Genomic DNA, 14092 nt, shown 5'->3' on the forward strand with positions numbered 1-14092 from the left:
CGGTTTACTCGCAGTACCGCGCCGCCATCGACAGGCCGAACTCCTCGACGTTGTCGGGGACGATTCCCTTCGCCGTGTAGAGGTCCGGTTTGTAGAGCAGTTCCTTCGTCACGCCGTACTCCTCGCGGAGGTGGTCTCGAACTCGGTCCACGTCGCGTTTGGCGAAGTAGTTGGGCGTGTAGACGGTTATCATGTACTCGTCGTACATCGGCAGGTTCTCGTAGCCGAACCCGGTCATCGCCTTCGCGGCCCAGAGAACCTCGTCGGCCGCATCCGCGACGAGTTCCGGCCACAGTTCCTCGATTCGCTCGGCCGACCCAGTGAGTTGCCACTTGCCGATGAACTTCGCTTCGTCAAGCGCCTCCCGGTCGAGTTCCCGGACCGCCTCGTCGGAACCGACCGCGACGTCTTCCGCGGGCGGCAGGTTCTCGGCGGTCGTCTCCTCCGGAAACGGTACGTCGTGGCGCTCGAAGTAGCCGTCACCGGCGACGTTCGGCGAGTCGCTGACGGCCTGACTCCGGAGCCAGTAGGTCTCTTCGTCGGTGATGTCGGTCGGGGACTTGTCGAGCGTCATACCACAACCAGAAACGGGTCCATCGTCAACCTTGGCCGCGGACCGAAAGTAAACTCGAACGACTCTCTCGCCGGGTCTTACGGCGTTTCGTCACGTCTCGCCTCCTTCGTCTCTCGGACTACTCCCGAACGCCCAGATACACCTCTTGTCCCTCGAACTCGCCGCCACGCAGGAGATAGAGGACGTGGGCCACCGTGCGGTGGTTTCCGTCTGCGACGTAGGCCGGGTCGTCGCCCTCTTCGAGGACGACGAGTCGGCTCTCGGGTCCTCCGTCCTCGATGTCGTCGGCGAGTTCCACCACCTCTTCGAGGTCCTTGCTCGTCTCGGACTCCAGCGCCGCTACGTCGTCGGCATCGCGGATTCGCTCGGCGATACTCTCGACGCGATTGTCGTCGGCGAGTCCGCGCCACCCCTGCTCGGGTTCGCCGACGACGACCCGGAGGTCCCGCAGCGCCGCCTCCGAGAGGTCGGCTCGGTACCAGTCGGCCGGTTCGGGTGTGAACACGCGCTCGGCGATGGGCTTGCGCTCGAAGAGTTCCTCGCGGAGCGCAGGTTCGGTGTCGAGCGCGTCGGGGTCCGGGTCGCCCTCCTCGTCTTCGATTTCCTGGTCGAGCCAGTAGCGCATCACCTGCTCGGGGGAGACCGGTTCGGGGTCGTCGCGGAGACGGTCTCGAATGGTCATGGGTGAGGTCGAAGGCGACCCACGGTCAGAAGGGTTGTGGCTATTCCTCTCGCGGGTCCTCGGGCGTGAACCAGTCGGCGAGTCCGCCGGGGTCCGGTTCGCGGTGCGCCCAGAACCGGGACCACTCGACGGCGAGCATCGCGGCGACGACGACGAGCGCGTAGCAGAACGCGATGACTCCCCCGGTCAACACCGTGTCGAACACCGCCGGGCCGAAGGCCTCGCGTATGGCGAGGAGCAGGAGGACGCCGAACACGTGCAGGAGCAGTACCACGGCGCTCACGAACACGATGATTCGAATCGGGATTTCCAGCACCATGTGGACCGACAGTTCCTCGTACCGGCGCTTCTCGAAGAACTCGCGGCGTATCTCGACGAGTTGCGAGAGGACGATGCCCGAGGCGGCCAACAGCACGGTCGGGGAGACCGCCGACGCGACCTCCCAGTCGAGGACGAGGACGCCGCCGAGCGGCAGGAGGTTCGAGGCGAGGACGGGAACGAACTCGCGGCAGTCGGCCGGCGCGTCCGGTCGCTGGTCGGAGTCCATCGAACTGACGTGTTCGACAGCGGTCGATAAGCGTACTGTTCTCCCGCCGCCCGGCGGTCACTCGCCGAGTCGCGCGTCCGTAATCCGCAGGGTTCCGCGCGTCCCGTCCCACTCCGTCTCGTACTCCAGCTCGATGGGTCGGTCCATGTGCGGACCGTCGGTCACGAGCGTCTCGAACTCGCCGCCCTCGCCGAGGATGTGGACGCCGTGGCTCTCGTGCAACTCCTCTAGCTCGGCGATGGCTTCCCTATCCAGCGTCCGCCCGAGCCACGGCTCGTCCAGTCCGTAGGCCGCGACCCGGATGATGGTAATCTCGAAGCCCGCGTCGAGCATCGCGTCGGCGAGTTCGCGGGGGTCCTCCTGCCAGAGCGGCGCGAACACCTCGGCGTCGAGTCGGTCGGCCATCGCCTCGATGCGGGAGGTCTGGTACTCGCTCTCGACCGCGCCCGCCGTCACGCCAGCGAGACCGCCCGGCAGTTCGGAACCGAGTTCTCCCAGCGCGGCCTCCAACGGTCGGAGTTCCGCGTCGCCCTGCGCGCCCGACTCCTCGGCGTCCTCGGCCCCGAAGTCGTCCGGTTCGACCTCCACGAGCGGGATACCGATGCTCTCGGCGGCGAGCGAGGCGAGGCGCGTCGCCGGGACGTGGTACATGTAGGAGTCGCCCTCCGGGTGGACGGTGACGAGTCGGGACACGTCGAGACCCGCCTCGAGGGCCCGGTAGAGCGCCCACGACGAGTCCTTGCCGCCCGAGAAGAGGCTGACCCACGAGCCGTCGCCCGCGGCGTCGGCGGCAGGCACGTCGTCGGTCGTACCGGTGTCTTCGGTCATGACGGTGTATCGGAAGCCTCCGGGTTTAGGTCCGACGGATTCGGTCTCCTCGCCCTACAGATGAGTGGAGGACGCTCTACGGAGGAACTTTCTCGAAGCAGTACCGAGACTCCCTCAGTCCACAAACTCTTCGTCTTCGAACTCCTCGCCGAGCGACGCCCCGGTGACGTACGTCGAGACGCGCACGCCCAGCAGACTCACGACCACGCCCGCGACGACGAACAGCGCCATCCGCGTGCCGGGGTCGAGTTCGATGCGTTCGACCGCGAGACTCCCGAGTTCCATCTGTGGCACGACCAGCGGGGGCACGTACTCCTCGCGCTGGAGGAAGTACGCCGAGAACCCGCGGACGACGAGTCCGACCGCCAGCACGCCGAACGGGAGATTGAGATAGGAGTTGCGCAGGTCGTCGTTGCGGATGACCTCGTCCAACAGGCGGCCGGTCGAGGCCGTCACCGCCGCGGCGGCCAGCCACGGCACGCTGGCGAACGCGAACGCCATCGCGGGCATCAGGACGCCCCCCGCGGGCGCGGTGGGGTCCGAGACCCGGAGTGCCCCGGCGAAGACGCCGATGAGCGAGAGGCCCGCCGCGACGACGTACGTGACGATGGAGACCCGGCCGGAGTACAGCGCGTCCTTGGCCTCGCCGGGCACGTCGGCCACGTAGTCGTCCACGCCGAGTCCCTTGTAGAGGACGAACAGTCCGATGACGGCCGTGATGGAGGCGACGGCCATCGCCGGGCCGAACGCCATCAGCAGGATGGGGAAGGCGAGCATGGCGAGACCGGTCGGGACGAGGACGGTCTGGCGCAGTTCCTCGTCGGCGAGGAACTGCTTCATCAGGTAGTAGGTCGATTCGATGTCGCGGGCCTGCCGGACGACCACCCTGTCGACCGCATCGACTCGTACGCGGCTCTCGATGATGGGGACGAGTCGTTCGTCTTGGGCGCTGTCGATGACGACCACTGCGGAGTCGGGGTCGTACTCGGCGATGAGCGAGTCCATCTGGTCGGCGACCGCGCGGTCCCGGCCGACCATCGTCTCGGCCGCGCCGGAGATGACCGCCACCGAGACCTCCTCGTCGCCGTCCCGCAGGTCGCGGGCCACGCGCAGGGATTCGAGCAGACAGTTGACGCTGGCGTCCTCGGGGTCAGCGAGACCGACCTCGGTCACGAGCGACCGGACGGCCTCCCAGCCCGCGACCGGCGTGTCGAGGCCGGTCTTGGTCCCGATGTCGTCGTCCCGGTCTACGCACACTACCAGCGTACTCATGTCGCGTATCTGAATCCAGACGGTCGGGCGTTAAAAACCCTCGTGCTTGCCCGCTTCCGGCCGGAATCGGGTCCGTAGCGCGTCCGGCCCGCGGCCGTCGAATCGCCGGCTTCCGCTCCGATGCGGTGCGAGCGTAGAATCCGCAACTCACAGTCCGGTCAGACTCGTCAGACTCGCGGTGACGCCGTGGCCGACCTTCCGACCGGCACCGCGGACATAGTGGCGGACGCTCCGGTGGAACGGCTGTCGCCGGCCGTAGACCTCGGCGTCGCCGCCGGCCAGCGCCGACACGATGGTCTCGCTGTCGATGTCGCGCTCCGAGTCGGCCTCGACCGCGAGTTCGGTGTACGCGCGGCCGATGTACTTCGCGGAGTGGGCGTCGCTGGCCGCGACGCCGGGGTAGCCGTGGCGGACAGCGAACTGGCGAGCGCGGCGGTTCCGGTAGCCCGTGAATATCCACGCGTTGTAGACTTCGATGGCGTCGCAGTCGGTGATGCGGCCTCGGCGGACGCCGTGGCGGGTCCGCTGGAACGGGTGGGGCACGACCGCGACGCCGCCCGCCTCGCGGACCTCCGCGACGGTCTCGTCGAGCGGACGGTGGGGTTCCGGGCGCTCGGTGACGCCGATGGCGAGCAGGTGGCCCGCGGCGGTCGAGACCTCGACGCCGGGGATGCCGACGAGACCGTACTCGGGGGCGAGTTCGGCCGCGCGGAGCGACTCTCGGATGGTGTCGTGGTCGGTCACGACGATGCCGTCGAGACCGATGTCGCTGGCCTGCGCCAGCAGCATCTCGACCGGCTCGTGGCCGTCGTAGGACCCCTCCGAGTGGACGTGGGGGTCGATTGTCACCGAGAGTTCGGAGGACATTTTCATGCCCTTACGCCCGAAACACCAAAAGCACGGCCCTCGAAGAGTTGACAGAAGGGGATGAACGGGAGGACGATGGACGAGACGCAGACGGACGACGCCGCCGGGCCGACGGTAGCGGTCACGCTCGAATCCGAGGAGTGGTACGTCCTGACGAACTGGCTCCGCGAGCGCGAGAACCGCCTCCAGTACGCGCTCCGGTCGAAGTCCGACGAGTGGGCGTTCGTCCACGACCTCCGGCGGGGAGTCGAGCGCCAGCGCGACGGCGACTCGGAAGCGGCGGACGACCCCGAAACCGCGGGCGTCACGGAGACCGTCGCGCTCACCGACCGGCAGGTGCGCTATCTCTCGTCGTTCCTCCGCAAGCGAGCGCGGAGGCTCCGATTCCTACCGTGGCGTGACCGCGAGCGCCGGGACGTAGTTCACCTCCGGGACCACCTGCACGCCGCCGCCCGCGCGACGAGCGCCACGAATCGGAGCGAGACCGGCGAGGAATCGAACGGGGCCGACGAGGAACCGAACGAGGCCTGTTGATTACTGCGGTAAGCTACTTCCAATTACGTCCGGTACAAGATAGTAGTGGGTTCTGACAAACTCGACGACGTCGATAAAGGTATCCTATACCTCATCCAGCAGAACGCTCGGACCAGTACGACGGCCGAGATCGCCGAGAAGTTGGGCGTCTCTTCCAGTACGGTGGGTAATCGTATCCAGAAACTCGAAGAGAGAGGCGTTATCTCCGGGTATCATCTAACCGTCGACTACGAGAAAGTCGGTCTGGACCAACACCTGCTCGCCATCGGGACGGTTCCCTACGAGCGTCGAGAAACGCTGAGCGAACAAATCCTCGAGGCCTCGGGCGTCGTGAGCGTCCGGGAACTGCTGACTAACAAACAGAACGTAGCTATCGAATTGGTAGGCTACTCGCGGAAGTACATCGAATCCGCCATCGACGAACTAAACGATATCGGGGTTGCTATCGAACGAATCGAGATGATGAAACGAGAGCGGACCCAACCGTTCGACGACTTCGGCAAACAGTACACGAACGAGGAAGATACTGGGTGATTCGCAACCGGCCTTAAGCCCCCTGTGGGAATTGTCCAAACACCGATAAGTTAAAGAAGAGGTGGAGGCAACAGTGGTCTAATGAGTCAGGCACAGACCGCAGCAGCAGGGACCAGTACCATCAGTCAGTCGGTAGTCGAAGCAGTGGCCGAAGCAGAGGATGTAGACCCGATGGAACTCTCCCCGCCGCTGTACGAAGTGATCGACCCTGACGCCTTAGACCAGGTCTTTGCCGCCTCGCCGACCAACGGTCGGATGGACGGCCAAGTCACCTTCACCTACAACGGATACGAGGTCACGGTCTCCGGCGACGGCTACGTATCCGTCGAAGAGCGAGGGGAGTAGAGCGACAGTCCCGCGGTCTTTTGCTCCCCTGACTGGCGATTCCACGGCGAGTTACTCATCGTCGCCGGTCTCGACGGCGTGTCGGCGTGAATCTCCTCGGACTCTGCCCCTCCGCACTGTGGCGCGGGATTCTCCCGCTATCCGGATTAACTGTTCTCAGGCGAAGCCCAGCCCTCGTATTTAAAATAAAACGTTGCCTTACGGCCTCTACGTCGGTTTATCGTCCGGTACTGCCTCCGAAGGGTCGACGACCTCGCCGGATTCGAGGTCGACACCGACCCTGTCGCAAACGTCGAAGAGCGGGCAGGCGTCCGGACCGTCGAGACACGCCGGCTTCCGAGCGGTACAGTACTCCCGGCCGAACTGGATGGTCGCCGTGTGACCGAACCCGCACTTCTCGGCGGGGACCTCCCGCTCAAGCACCGCCCGAACCGCCTCGTGGTCGGCGTCGGCGGGCGCGATACCCAGTCGCCGGTAGATGCGGTGGACGTGGGTATCGACCGGGAAGACGCCCGCCTGCCCGCCGGCGAACAGCAGCACGCAGTCGGCCGTCTTCGGTCCGACGCCGTCCATGCCGAGGAGCGCCGAGCGGACCTCCGACGGGTCGCCCTCGCGGACGAAGGCGTCGAACGCGGCCGCGCTCCCGTACTCGTCTAACACGCGGTCGGCGACCGCGACCAGCACCTCCGACTTCCGGTTGTAGAGGCCCGCGGGCCGAATCGCGTCCGCGAGTTCGTCGCGGTCGGCGCGAGCTAGCGCCGCCGCGAGGTCGGTGTCCGTGTCGTCGTCGTTCCCGCTCTCGTCGTCCGCGCCGTACTTCTCCATCAGCGCGTCGTAGGCCGGCTGGCTCGCCACGTCGCTGGTGTTCTGGCTCAGTATGGTCCGGACGAGACACTCGAAGGCGTCCCGCCCGCCGTAGGTCTTCTGCCAGTACCGCTCGCCGAGTCGGTCCACGACCTCCTCGGCGCGCGTGGCGGCCTCGCCGGGCGCGAACTCCGCGGCCGCGCTCACCGCGGCGTCGCCGCCGCTGATGTTCTCGGCGGGTTCGGCGCGCTCGGCCTCCCCGGTCGCGTCGGACTCCTCGGACATGGACGGGAGTCGGGTCCGAATCGGATTAAAACGGTCGGCTGTCGCTACTCGCGCTCGACGGTCAGCGTCACCGTCAGGTCGGCCCCGTCCGCGAGCGCCGCGACGAGTACCTGGTCGAAGCCCTCCGCCGCGAACTCGGCACCGACCAGAATCGTCCGGTCGTCCACGTAGTCGCTGGTCCGCCCGACCGCGCTCCGGTCGCTATCGAAGGTGAGGTCGGGGTCGCCCCGGCCCGTGACGGTCTGGCGATGGGTCCCGTCGTCGCCGGCGACCTCGAACTCCGCGGTAATCGTCGCGTCGGCCCGCTGGCAGGCCGCGACGAACTCCGGGTCGAAGTCGGCGGGCGCGCGGTCGGCCTCGATACCGAGGATGCAGTCGCCCGCGGGCGTCAGGTAGTCGTCGGTCGTCACCTCGAAGGTACTCGCGTGGGCGGCCGAGACGTTCTCGTGGCCCTCGGCGCGGATGACTTCTTCCATGCGAGCGGGTTTCGGGACGAGGCACTTCAGGGTCGCCTTTCGGACCGACGGCGAGAAGTCGTTCCGTCGTTTACCGTCTCAGGGACGACTTCGGCAAGACTCTCCGGAGGTTGCCGTTCGAGACGGGGGCGCTTCAGAAGGCTTTTGATTTGGCATGGGTTACCGGCTAGTTAGGAATGCCAGACGACCTGAACTGGGCCATCGGCGGAGAGGCCGGCGATGGGATCGACTCTACCGGGAAAATCTTCGCGCAAGCGCTTTCCCGCGCAGGACGGCACGTGTTCACTTCAAAGGACTTCGCGTCTCGAATCCGCGGCGGTTACACCGCCTACAAGATTCGGAGTTCGACCGACCGCGTCGAGAGCGTCGTGGACCGCCTCGACATCCTCGTCGCGCTGACAGAGCGCACTATCGACGAGAATCTGGACGAACTCCACGACGATTCGGTCATCATCTACGACGGCGAGCGCACCGAGATGGAGGACGTCGAGATTCCGGGCGACATGACCGGGCTGTCGGTACCGCTCCAGCGCCTCGCCGAGGAGGCCGGCGGTGCCATCATGCAGAACATCGTCGCGCTCGGTGCGGCCTGTGAAGTCACGAACTTCCCCATCGAGAACCTCGACTCCGCGCTGGAGAAGAAGTTCGGCAACAAGGGCGAGTCCATCGTCTCGAACAACAAGGAGGCCGCCCGCAAAGGACAGGAGTTCGTCGCCGAGGAGTACGACTACGAGTTCGACTACGACCTCGACACGACGGACAACGACTACGTCCTGCTGAACGGCGACGAGGCCATCGGGATGGGCGCTATCGCGGCCGGCTGTCGCTTCTACGCCGGCTACCCCATCACGCCCGCGACCGACGTGATGGAGTACCTGACCGGCCGCATCGAGCAGTTCGGCGGCGAAGTCGTCCAAGCAGAGGACGAACTCTCGGCCATCAACATGGCGCTGGGTGCCGCCCGCGCCGGGGCGCGCTCGATGACCGCGACCTCCGGGCCGGGCATCGACCTGATGACCGAGACGTTCGGTCTCGTGGCGACCAGCGAGACGCCGCTGGTCATCGCCGACGTGATGCGCTCCGGGCCCTCGACCGGGATGCCGACCAAGCAGGAGCAGGGCGACCTCAACATGACGCTGTACGGCGGCCACGGCGAGATTCCGCGGTTCGTCGTCGCGCCGACCAACGTCGGCGAGTGCTTCCAGAAGACCGTCGAGGCGTTCAACCTCGCCGAGAAGTACCAGACGCCCGTCTTCCTGCTGGCGGACCTCTCGATGGCCGTCACCGAGCAGACCTTCGAGCCGGAGGTCTTCGACATGGACGCCGTGGAAATCGACCGCGGAAAGATCGTTGACGACGACGAGGTCGAGGCGTGGACCGACGAGCGCGACCGCTTCCAACCCCACTTCTCGACGGCCGACGGCATCAGTCCGCGCGCGCTCCCCGGCACGGAGAACGCCGCCCACATGTCCACCGGTCTCGAACACAACGCCCTCGGTCGTCGGACCGAGGACACCGACGTCCGCATCGAGCAGGTGGACAAGCGAAACCGGAAGGTCGAGACCGCCAAGGAAGAGGAAGACTGGAGTCCCCGAGAGTTCGGCGACCCCGATTCGGACAACCTCGTCATCTCGTGGGGCTCGAACGAGGGCGCGATGCGCGAAGCCCTCGACTACCTCGACGAGGAGGACATCGACGTGCGCTTCCTCTCGGTGCCCTACATCTTCCCGCGGCCCGACCTCAGCGACGAGATCGACGCCGCCGACGAGGTCATCGTCGTCGAGTGTAACGAGAGCGGACAGTTCGCCGACGTCCTCGAACACGACGCCCTTACCCGCGTCAAGCGCGTGAACAAGTACAACGGCGTCAGGTTCAAGGCCGACGAACTGGCAGACGAAATCGAGGCAGCACTCCAGAGCGAGGAGGTCAGAGCATGAGTTCAGAGGTTAGATTCACCGACTTCAAATCCGACAAGCAGCCGACGTGGTGTCCGGGTTGCGGGGACTTCGGCACGATGAACGGCATGATGAAGGCGCTCGCCAACACGGGCAACGACCCCGACAACACCTTCGTCGTGGCGGGCATCGGCTGTTCCGGCAAAATCGGCACCTACATGCACAGCTACGCGCTCCACGGCGTCCACGGCCGCGCGCTCCCCGTGGGCACGGGCGTGAAACTCGCCAACCCCGACCTCGAAGTGATGGTCGCGGGCGGCGACGGCGACGGCTACTCCATCGGCGCGGGCCACTTCATCCACGCGGTCCGCCGCAACGTGGACATGACCTACGTCGTCATGGACAACCGCATCTACGGCCTGACCAAGGGGCAGGCCTCGCCGACCTCCCGGGAGGACTTCGAGACGTCCACGACCCCCGAGGGTCCCAAACAGCCGCCGGTCAACCCCCTCGCGCTGGCGCTCTCGGCGGGCGGAAGCTTCATCGCCCAGTCGTTCTCCACGGACGCCCAGCGCCACACCGAAATCGTCCAGAAGGCCATCGAGCACGACGGCTTCGGCTTCGTGAACGTCTTCTCGCCGTGCGTGACGTTCAACGACGTGGACACCTACGACTACTTCCGGGACTCCATCGTGGACCTCGCCGACGAGGACCACGACCCGACCGACCGCGAGGCGGCCAAAGAGCGGATTCTGGACGCCGACAAGGAGTATCAGGGCATCCTCTACCAGAACGAGGAGAGCGTCCCGTACTCGGACCTTCACGGCCTCGACAGCAACATGGCCGACATCCCGGACGGCGCGCCCGAGGGCGCGATGGACCTCGTCCGCGAGTTCTACTGACGTAGCGGTTCTCGGTCTCGACTCTCGGTTTTCGGATTCTCTCTTCGTTTTCGTCGCTCGCGTAGCCGCGACCACTGCCAGCGACAGTGCTACCGTCGGCGGCGCGGTCGAGCTAAATCCGGGACCCCACAAAGCGTAACTTCGGATGCGTCGTGACGTCGGACATGCATCGACGGGAGCTACTGGGGGCAGTAGGCGCGGGAGCGGCCGGGACGGCGGGGCTGCTCGGCGCGCGAGCGCGGGGCGCGGGACAGGACACGGAGACTACCACGAGTGGAACGACGACGAGCGACGGCGGCGGGTTCGACGGCATCGCGTCGTCGGCCGACCAGTCGTTCGCCACGATTTCGGTCGGGACGCGGACGGGCGTCCCGAACCCGGAGAACAACCGACCGCACGCGATTCACGTCTGGAACGACAGCGACTCGTCGCGGACTATCCGCCTCCGACTGACGCGGCGCGGCGAGTCGGGAGCGGCGCTCGACCGGCGGGTCGAGTTCCCGGCGGACGGCTACCTGACGCTTCGACTGCTCGAACCCGGCAATTACGCGCTGAGAGTGAATCCTGCGGGCAGCGCCGGCGACGGCGCGACGACCGGGACGTCCGCGACGACGGCAACTGCGACGACCGCAGGAGGGTCGGGAGGTGCGACGGGCGAGACCGTCGAGGTTCCGCGGTCGCGCTTCGACTGCAACGACTCGTGGACGGACGTGCGCGTCGCGCACGACGGTACCGTCCAGTCGGTCACGGTCACGACCGAGGAGGGATGCCCGCCGGAGGTGGTCGGCCGGACGTTCACCGCCTTCCGGGGGACCTGCGGGTCCGCCGACGACGCCAGCGTCGCGTTCGCCGACGAGTCGGTCGAGGTCTCTGGGTCGATTCGGGTGCCCAACCCCTGCTACGGCGCGCGACTGGCCGACGTATCGACGCCCGACGCCGACACTCTCCGCGTCACGGTCGCCGCCACCGACCCGAGTGGCGGCGTCTGCGTCCAGTGCGTCGGGACCGTCGAGTACGCCGCCGACCTCCGGTTCCGCGACAGCGTGCCCCGGACCGTCGAAGTGGTCCACCGACGCGACGGCCAGTCCGCGGTGGTCGCGACGGCGACCCGTGGCGGAACGTCGGGCGGTGAGACTACGACCGGGAAGACGTGAGGAAAACCTAAACCGACCAACCACAACCACTTAATTTTTCTAACAATTTATATAAGGAAATTATAAGCTGAATTAATCAGAACCTAGGACAGTATACCGGAGAAAGAGCGAGCAGACACGAAGAGAGTAGCATCGGTCGGCGAAACGTTCTCCGGTTGGCCGCGCTTGCGGGACTCCCGCTCGCCGCGTCGGGGACCGCCTCGGCGGCCACCGACCACAACCATCTCGGCGATTTCTGGAAGAACACGAGCCTCGGCGACACCGGCCTCACAATCGAGGTTGGAAGCTCCAACACGATGATCCTGCGGAACGATTACTACGGAAACAACATGCAGGTCATCAACAACGATGGGGACGCTATCTTCGCCTACTCGGCCAACAAGAAGGCCATCGACGCGAGTGGGAAGGTGTACGTGGACGGCAACCTCGAAGTAACCGGTCAGAAGAACTTCGTCCAGACGGTCCAGACGGCCAACGGCGAGAAAGGGGTCGCGTACACCGCAGTCGAGGCCGACCAAGCCCAGACCGAGACGACTGGCGTCGCCGAGTTCGACGGCGGTCGCGCCGAAATCGACCTCCCGGAACGCTTCGGCATGGTCACCTCCGACGACGAGGACCTCGTCGTGCAACTGACGCCCTACGACGTGGACGTCCCGGGACTCGCCGTCACCGAGCGCACGACCGACCACATCGTGGTCGAGTCCCGCGACGGTACCGGCGATTTCGAGTTCTCCTATACGGTCCGGGGCGTCCGCGAAGGCTTCGAGGACGCCGATGTCGTCCGGGACTCCGCGTGACCTCGGCGCCGACCGACCGAAAAAGCAACTGACACGTACGCTTCTTTTGCCCGCGCCGGGTCAACAGAATTCCCGCGCGAGAGCGTTTGCGTCCGATTTTTAAGGGAGAGGTGAATACACGCAGTAGAGATGACTGCGGACGAATACGACACCGGCGAGCGGGCGTCGCCGAGCGACCGGCCAGCGGCCGGTCGCGACCGCGCCGTCGGGGGCGACGCGGGGCGCGACGCGGCCCGACCGGTCGATTCGCGCGACTGTTTGGACGCCGACCGACCCCGCGGGCCGAGCGACGACGCACCGGACAGCGAGTTCGGGACAGCAACGCCGTCTGCGGAGACCGCCGAGGAGCTACTCTATGTCTGACCACTTCGACGTCGTGATTGCGGGTGCGGGACCGGCGGGCGCACAGTGCGCGCGGGACTTGGCCGAGCGCGGCTACGACGTCGTCGTCCTCGAAACCGAGGCGGAAGACGAGTTCCCCGCCCAGAGCAACAAGTCTACGGCCGGGACCTTCCCCTCGATGATGGGATCGTTCGGCATCCCGGACGACGTGGTGATGAACTACACCGACGACGTGGTGCTGGAGTCGCCCAACAACCACTACGTCCGCCACCAGCCCGGTGCGGTCCTCGAATTCGCGGACTTCAAGAACTTCCTCGTGGAGGACGCCCGCGAGGACGGTGCCGAGTACTGGTTCGACGCTCGCGTCTCCAAGCCCATCATGGACGACGGCGACATCGTCGGCGTCCGGTTCAACGGCGACCGGGAGGTCTACGGCGACATCGTTATCGACGCGACCGGTCCGGCCGCGCCGCTCGCCAAGGCCCTCGACGTGACCGGACTCGAACGCGAACATCAGGCCATCGGCGTCGAGTACGAACTGGAGGGCATCGACGTCGATGCCGACGGCTACGCCGACCTCACCGACGCGATGATGCTCCGTCTCGACCACGAACTCGCGCCGGGCGGCTACTCGTGGATATTCCACACGGGCGAGGACACCGCGAAGGTCGGTCTCTGCTACATCCAGAACGAGGCCCACCGCGACTACGCCAAGGACGGCGTGAGCATCGACGGCTACCTTCAGTACTGGCTCGACAACGACCCCCGCTTCGAGGCGGCCGAACGCATCGAAGGAAAGCAGCACCGCGGGTCGGCCCACATCCAGATGCCCGATAGCTTCAGCACGGACAACTTCATGGCCGTCGGCGACACGGTGCCGACCATCGACCCGCTCTGGGGCGAGGGTATCCACACCTGCATGAAGTCGGGCCGGATGGCCGCGGTCACGGCCGACCGGTGTTTCATGTCGAGCGACCGCGACACCTCCGCCGAGAAGCTGTCCATCTACGACGACCTCTGGCACGAACGCGTCGCCCCGAAGATGCGGCGGCGACTCCTGATGACCCAACTGCTCTATCTCGTTCCGAACGAGCGCTACGACACGCTCATCCGGGACCTCAACCGCGTGGACGCCGACGCGCTCCGGAAGGCCAATGCGGGGAGCGTCCGCGGCATTCTGAAACTCTTCCACAGCGGGGACATCCCGACGCTGGCGCGGTTCGTCAAGGAACGACTGCTGTAAGAGTCCGGTCG

At 66.2% G+C, this 14092-nt stretch carries 17 protein-coding genes; 9 read left to right on the forward strand and 8 right to left on the reverse strand.

What is annotated here, in order from left to right:
* Nucleotides 1-4: 4 nt before the first annotated feature.
* From M0R88_RS11320 to M0R88_RS11345, 6 genes are all read right to left on the reverse strand, one after another.
* Nucleotides 5-574, reverse strand: a complete 570-nt coding sequence (locus M0R88_RS11320) for a putative phosphothreonine lyase domain-containing protein (protein WP_248653618.1) — start codon at nucleotides 572-574, stop codon at nucleotides 5-7.
* A 118-nt stretch (nucleotides 575-692) separates the two neighbouring features.
* On the reverse strand, nucleotides 693-1256 hold the full coding sequence (locus M0R88_RS11325) for a hypothetical protein (protein WP_248653619.1): 564 nt from the start codon (nucleotides 1254-1256) through the stop codon (nucleotides 693-695).
* 40 nt (nucleotides 1257-1296) lie between these two features.
* Entirely contained in the window at nucleotides 1297-1803 is a 507-nt protein-coding gene (locus M0R88_RS11330) for a hypothetical protein (RefSeq protein WP_248653620.1), read from the reverse strand.
* 57 nt (nucleotides 1804-1860) lie between these two features.
* Nucleotides 1861-2631, reverse strand: a complete 771-nt coding sequence (locus M0R88_RS11335) for a diphthine--ammonia ligase (protein ID WP_248653621.1) — start codon at nucleotides 2629-2631, stop codon at nucleotides 1861-1863.
* Nucleotides 2632-2745: 114 nt separating this feature from the next.
* Nucleotides 2746-3903, reverse strand: a complete 1158-nt coding sequence (locus M0R88_RS11340; RefSeq protein ID WP_248653622.1) for a DUF373 family protein — start codon at nucleotides 3901-3903, stop codon at nucleotides 2746-2748.
* Nucleotides 3904-4050: 147 nt separating this feature from the next.
* Complete coding sequence (locus M0R88_RS11345; protein ID WP_248656699.1) at nucleotides 4051-4770, reverse strand: PHP domain-containing protein; 720 nt, start codon at nucleotides 4768-4770, stop codon at nucleotides 4051-4053.
* 75 nt (nucleotides 4771-4845) lie between these two features.
* On the opposite strand from M0R88_RS11345, the gene M0R88_RS11350 reads away from it, so the two are divergent.
* The 3 genes from M0R88_RS11350 (at nucleotide 4846) to ddfA (ending at nucleotide 6183) form a co-directional block, all read left to right on the forward strand.
* A complete protein-coding gene (locus tag M0R88_RS11350) occupies nucleotides 4846-5304 on the forward strand; it encodes a hypothetical protein (RefSeq protein ID WP_248653623.1) in 459 nt (152 codons plus the stop codon).
* A gap of 45 nt (nucleotides 5305-5349) precedes the next feature.
* Complete coding sequence (locus tag M0R88_RS11355) at nucleotides 5350-5838, forward strand: Lrp/AsnC family transcriptional regulator (protein ID WP_248653624.1); 489 nt, start codon at nucleotides 5350-5352, stop codon at nucleotides 5836-5838.
* Between the two features lie 81 nt (nucleotides 5839-5919).
* A complete protein-coding gene (gene ddfA, locus M0R88_RS11360; protein WP_248653625.1) occupies nucleotides 5920-6183 on the forward strand; it encodes a DdfA family disk-determining factor in 264 nt (87 codons plus the stop codon).
* Nucleotides 6184-6390: 207 nt separating this feature from the next.
* Here ddfA and M0R88_RS11365 read toward each other — a convergent pair whose 3' ends face one another.
* Nucleotides 6391-7272: an endonuclease III domain-containing protein gene (locus M0R88_RS11365; RefSeq protein ID WP_248653626.1), complete on the reverse strand. Its 882-nt coding sequence runs from the start codon at nucleotides 7270-7272 to the stop codon at nucleotides 6391-6393.
* Nucleotides 7273-7316: 44 nt separating this feature from the next.
* The gene (locus M0R88_RS11370; protein WP_248653627.1) at nucleotides 7317-7748 is read right to left on the reverse strand and encodes a DUF371 domain-containing protein; all 432 of its coding nucleotides are present in this window, start codon (nucleotides 7746-7748) and stop codon (nucleotides 7317-7319) included.
* A gap of 176 nt (nucleotides 7749-7924) precedes the next feature.
* On the opposite strand from M0R88_RS11370, the gene M0R88_RS11375 reads away from it, so the two are divergent.
* The 6 genes from M0R88_RS11375 to M0R88_RS11400 all read left to right on the forward strand — a co-directional run bounded on the left by M0R88_RS11375 (nucleotide 7925) and on the right by M0R88_RS11400 (nucleotide 14081).
* On the forward strand, nucleotides 7925-9685 hold the full coding sequence (locus M0R88_RS11375) for a 2-oxoacid:acceptor oxidoreductase subunit alpha (RefSeq protein ID WP_248653628.1): 1761 nt from the start codon (nucleotides 7925-7927) through the stop codon (nucleotides 9683-9685).
* Nucleotides 9682-10545, forward strand: coding sequence for a 2-oxoacid:ferredoxin oxidoreductase subunit beta (locus M0R88_RS11380; RefSeq protein ID WP_248653629.1), 864 nt, complete (start codon nucleotides 9682-9684; stop codon nucleotides 10543-10545). Before M0R88_RS11375 ends, M0R88_RS11380 begins: the two co-directional genes overlap by 4 nt.
* A gap of 164 nt (nucleotides 10546-10709) precedes the next feature.
* A complete protein-coding gene (locus M0R88_RS11385; protein ID WP_248653630.1) occupies nucleotides 10710-11699 on the forward strand; it encodes a hypothetical protein in 990 nt (329 codons plus the stop codon).
* A 155-nt stretch (nucleotides 11700-11854) separates the two neighbouring features.
* Nucleotides 11855-12496, forward strand: a complete 642-nt coding sequence (locus M0R88_RS11390; RefSeq protein ID WP_248653631.1) for a hypothetical protein — start codon at nucleotides 11855-11857, stop codon at nucleotides 12494-12496.
* 129 nt (nucleotides 12497-12625) lie between these two features.
* On the forward strand, nucleotides 12626-12859 hold the full coding sequence (locus tag M0R88_RS11395; protein ID WP_248653632.1) for a hypothetical protein: 234 nt from the start codon (nucleotides 12626-12628) through the stop codon (nucleotides 12857-12859).
* Complete coding sequence (locus tag M0R88_RS11400) at nucleotides 12852-14081, forward strand: digeranylgeranylglycerophospholipid reductase (RefSeq protein ID WP_248653633.1); 1230 nt, start codon at nucleotides 12852-12854, stop codon at nucleotides 14079-14081. Before M0R88_RS11395 ends, M0R88_RS11400 begins: the two co-directional genes overlap by 8 nt.
* The last annotated feature ends 11 nt before the right edge of the window (nucleotides 14082-14092 follow it).

Source organism: Halorussus gelatinilyticus, assembly GCF_023238445.1.
Lineage (GTDB): Archaea > Halobacteriota > Halobacteria > Halobacteriales > Haladaptataceae > Halorussus > Halorussus gelatinilyticus.

Excerpts from the sequence above, each read along its gene's own strand:
- M0R88_RS11320 (WP_248653618.1), bottom strand. The coding sequence starts at position 574 with ATGACGCTCGACAAGTCCCCGACCGACATCACCGACGAAGAGACCTAC.
- M0R88_RS11325 (WP_248653619.1), bottom strand. The coding sequence starts at position 1,256 with ATGACCATTCGAGACCGTCTCCGCGACGACCCCGAACCGGTCTCCCCC.
- M0R88_RS11330 (WP_248653620.1), bottom strand. The coding sequence starts at position 1,803 with ATGGACTCCGACCAGCGACCGGACGCGCCGGCCGACTGCCGCGAGTTC.
- M0R88_RS11335 (WP_248653621.1), bottom strand. The coding sequence starts at position 2,631 with ATGACCGAAGACACCGGTACGACCGACGACGTGCCTGCCGCCGACGCC.
- M0R88_RS11340 (WP_248653622.1), bottom strand. The coding sequence starts at position 3,903 with ATGAGTACGCTGGTAGTGTGCGTAGACCGGGACGACGACATCGGGACC.
- M0R88_RS11345 (WP_248656699.1), bottom strand. The coding sequence starts at position 4,770 with ATGTCCTCCGAACTCTCGGTGACAATCGACCCCCACGTCCACTCGGAG.
- M0R88_RS11350 (WP_248653623.1), top strand. The coding sequence starts at position 4,846 with ATGGACGAGACGCAGACGGACGACGCCGCCGGGCCGACGGTAGCGGTC.
- ddfA (WP_248653625.1), top strand. The coding sequence starts at position 5,920 with ATGAGTCAGGCACAGACCGCAGCAGCAGGGACCAGTACCATCAGTCAG.
- M0R88_RS11365 (WP_248653626.1), bottom strand. The coding sequence starts at position 7,272 with ATGTCCGAGGAGTCCGACGCGACCGGGGAGGCCGAGCGCGCCGAACCC.
- M0R88_RS11370 (WP_248653627.1), bottom strand. The coding sequence starts at position 7,748 with ATGGAAGAAGTCATCCGCGCCGAGGGCCACGAGAACGTCTCGGCCGCC.
- M0R88_RS11375 (WP_248653628.1), top strand. The coding sequence starts at position 7,925 with ATGCCAGACGACCTGAACTGGGCCATCGGCGGAGAGGCCGGCGATGGG.
- M0R88_RS11380 (WP_248653629.1), top strand. The coding sequence starts at position 9,682 with ATGAGTTCAGAGGTTAGATTCACCGACTTCAAATCCGACAAGCAGCCG.
- M0R88_RS11385 (WP_248653630.1), top strand. The coding sequence starts at position 10,710 with ATGCATCGACGGGAGCTACTGGGGGCAGTAGGCGCGGGAGCGGCCGGG.
- M0R88_RS11395 (WP_248653632.1), top strand. The coding sequence starts at position 12,626 with ATGACTGCGGACGAATACGACACCGGCGAGCGGGCGTCGCCGAGCGAC.
- M0R88_RS11400 (WP_248653633.1), top strand. The coding sequence starts at position 12,852 with ATGTCTGACCACTTCGACGTCGTGATTGCGGGTGCGGGACCGGCGGGC.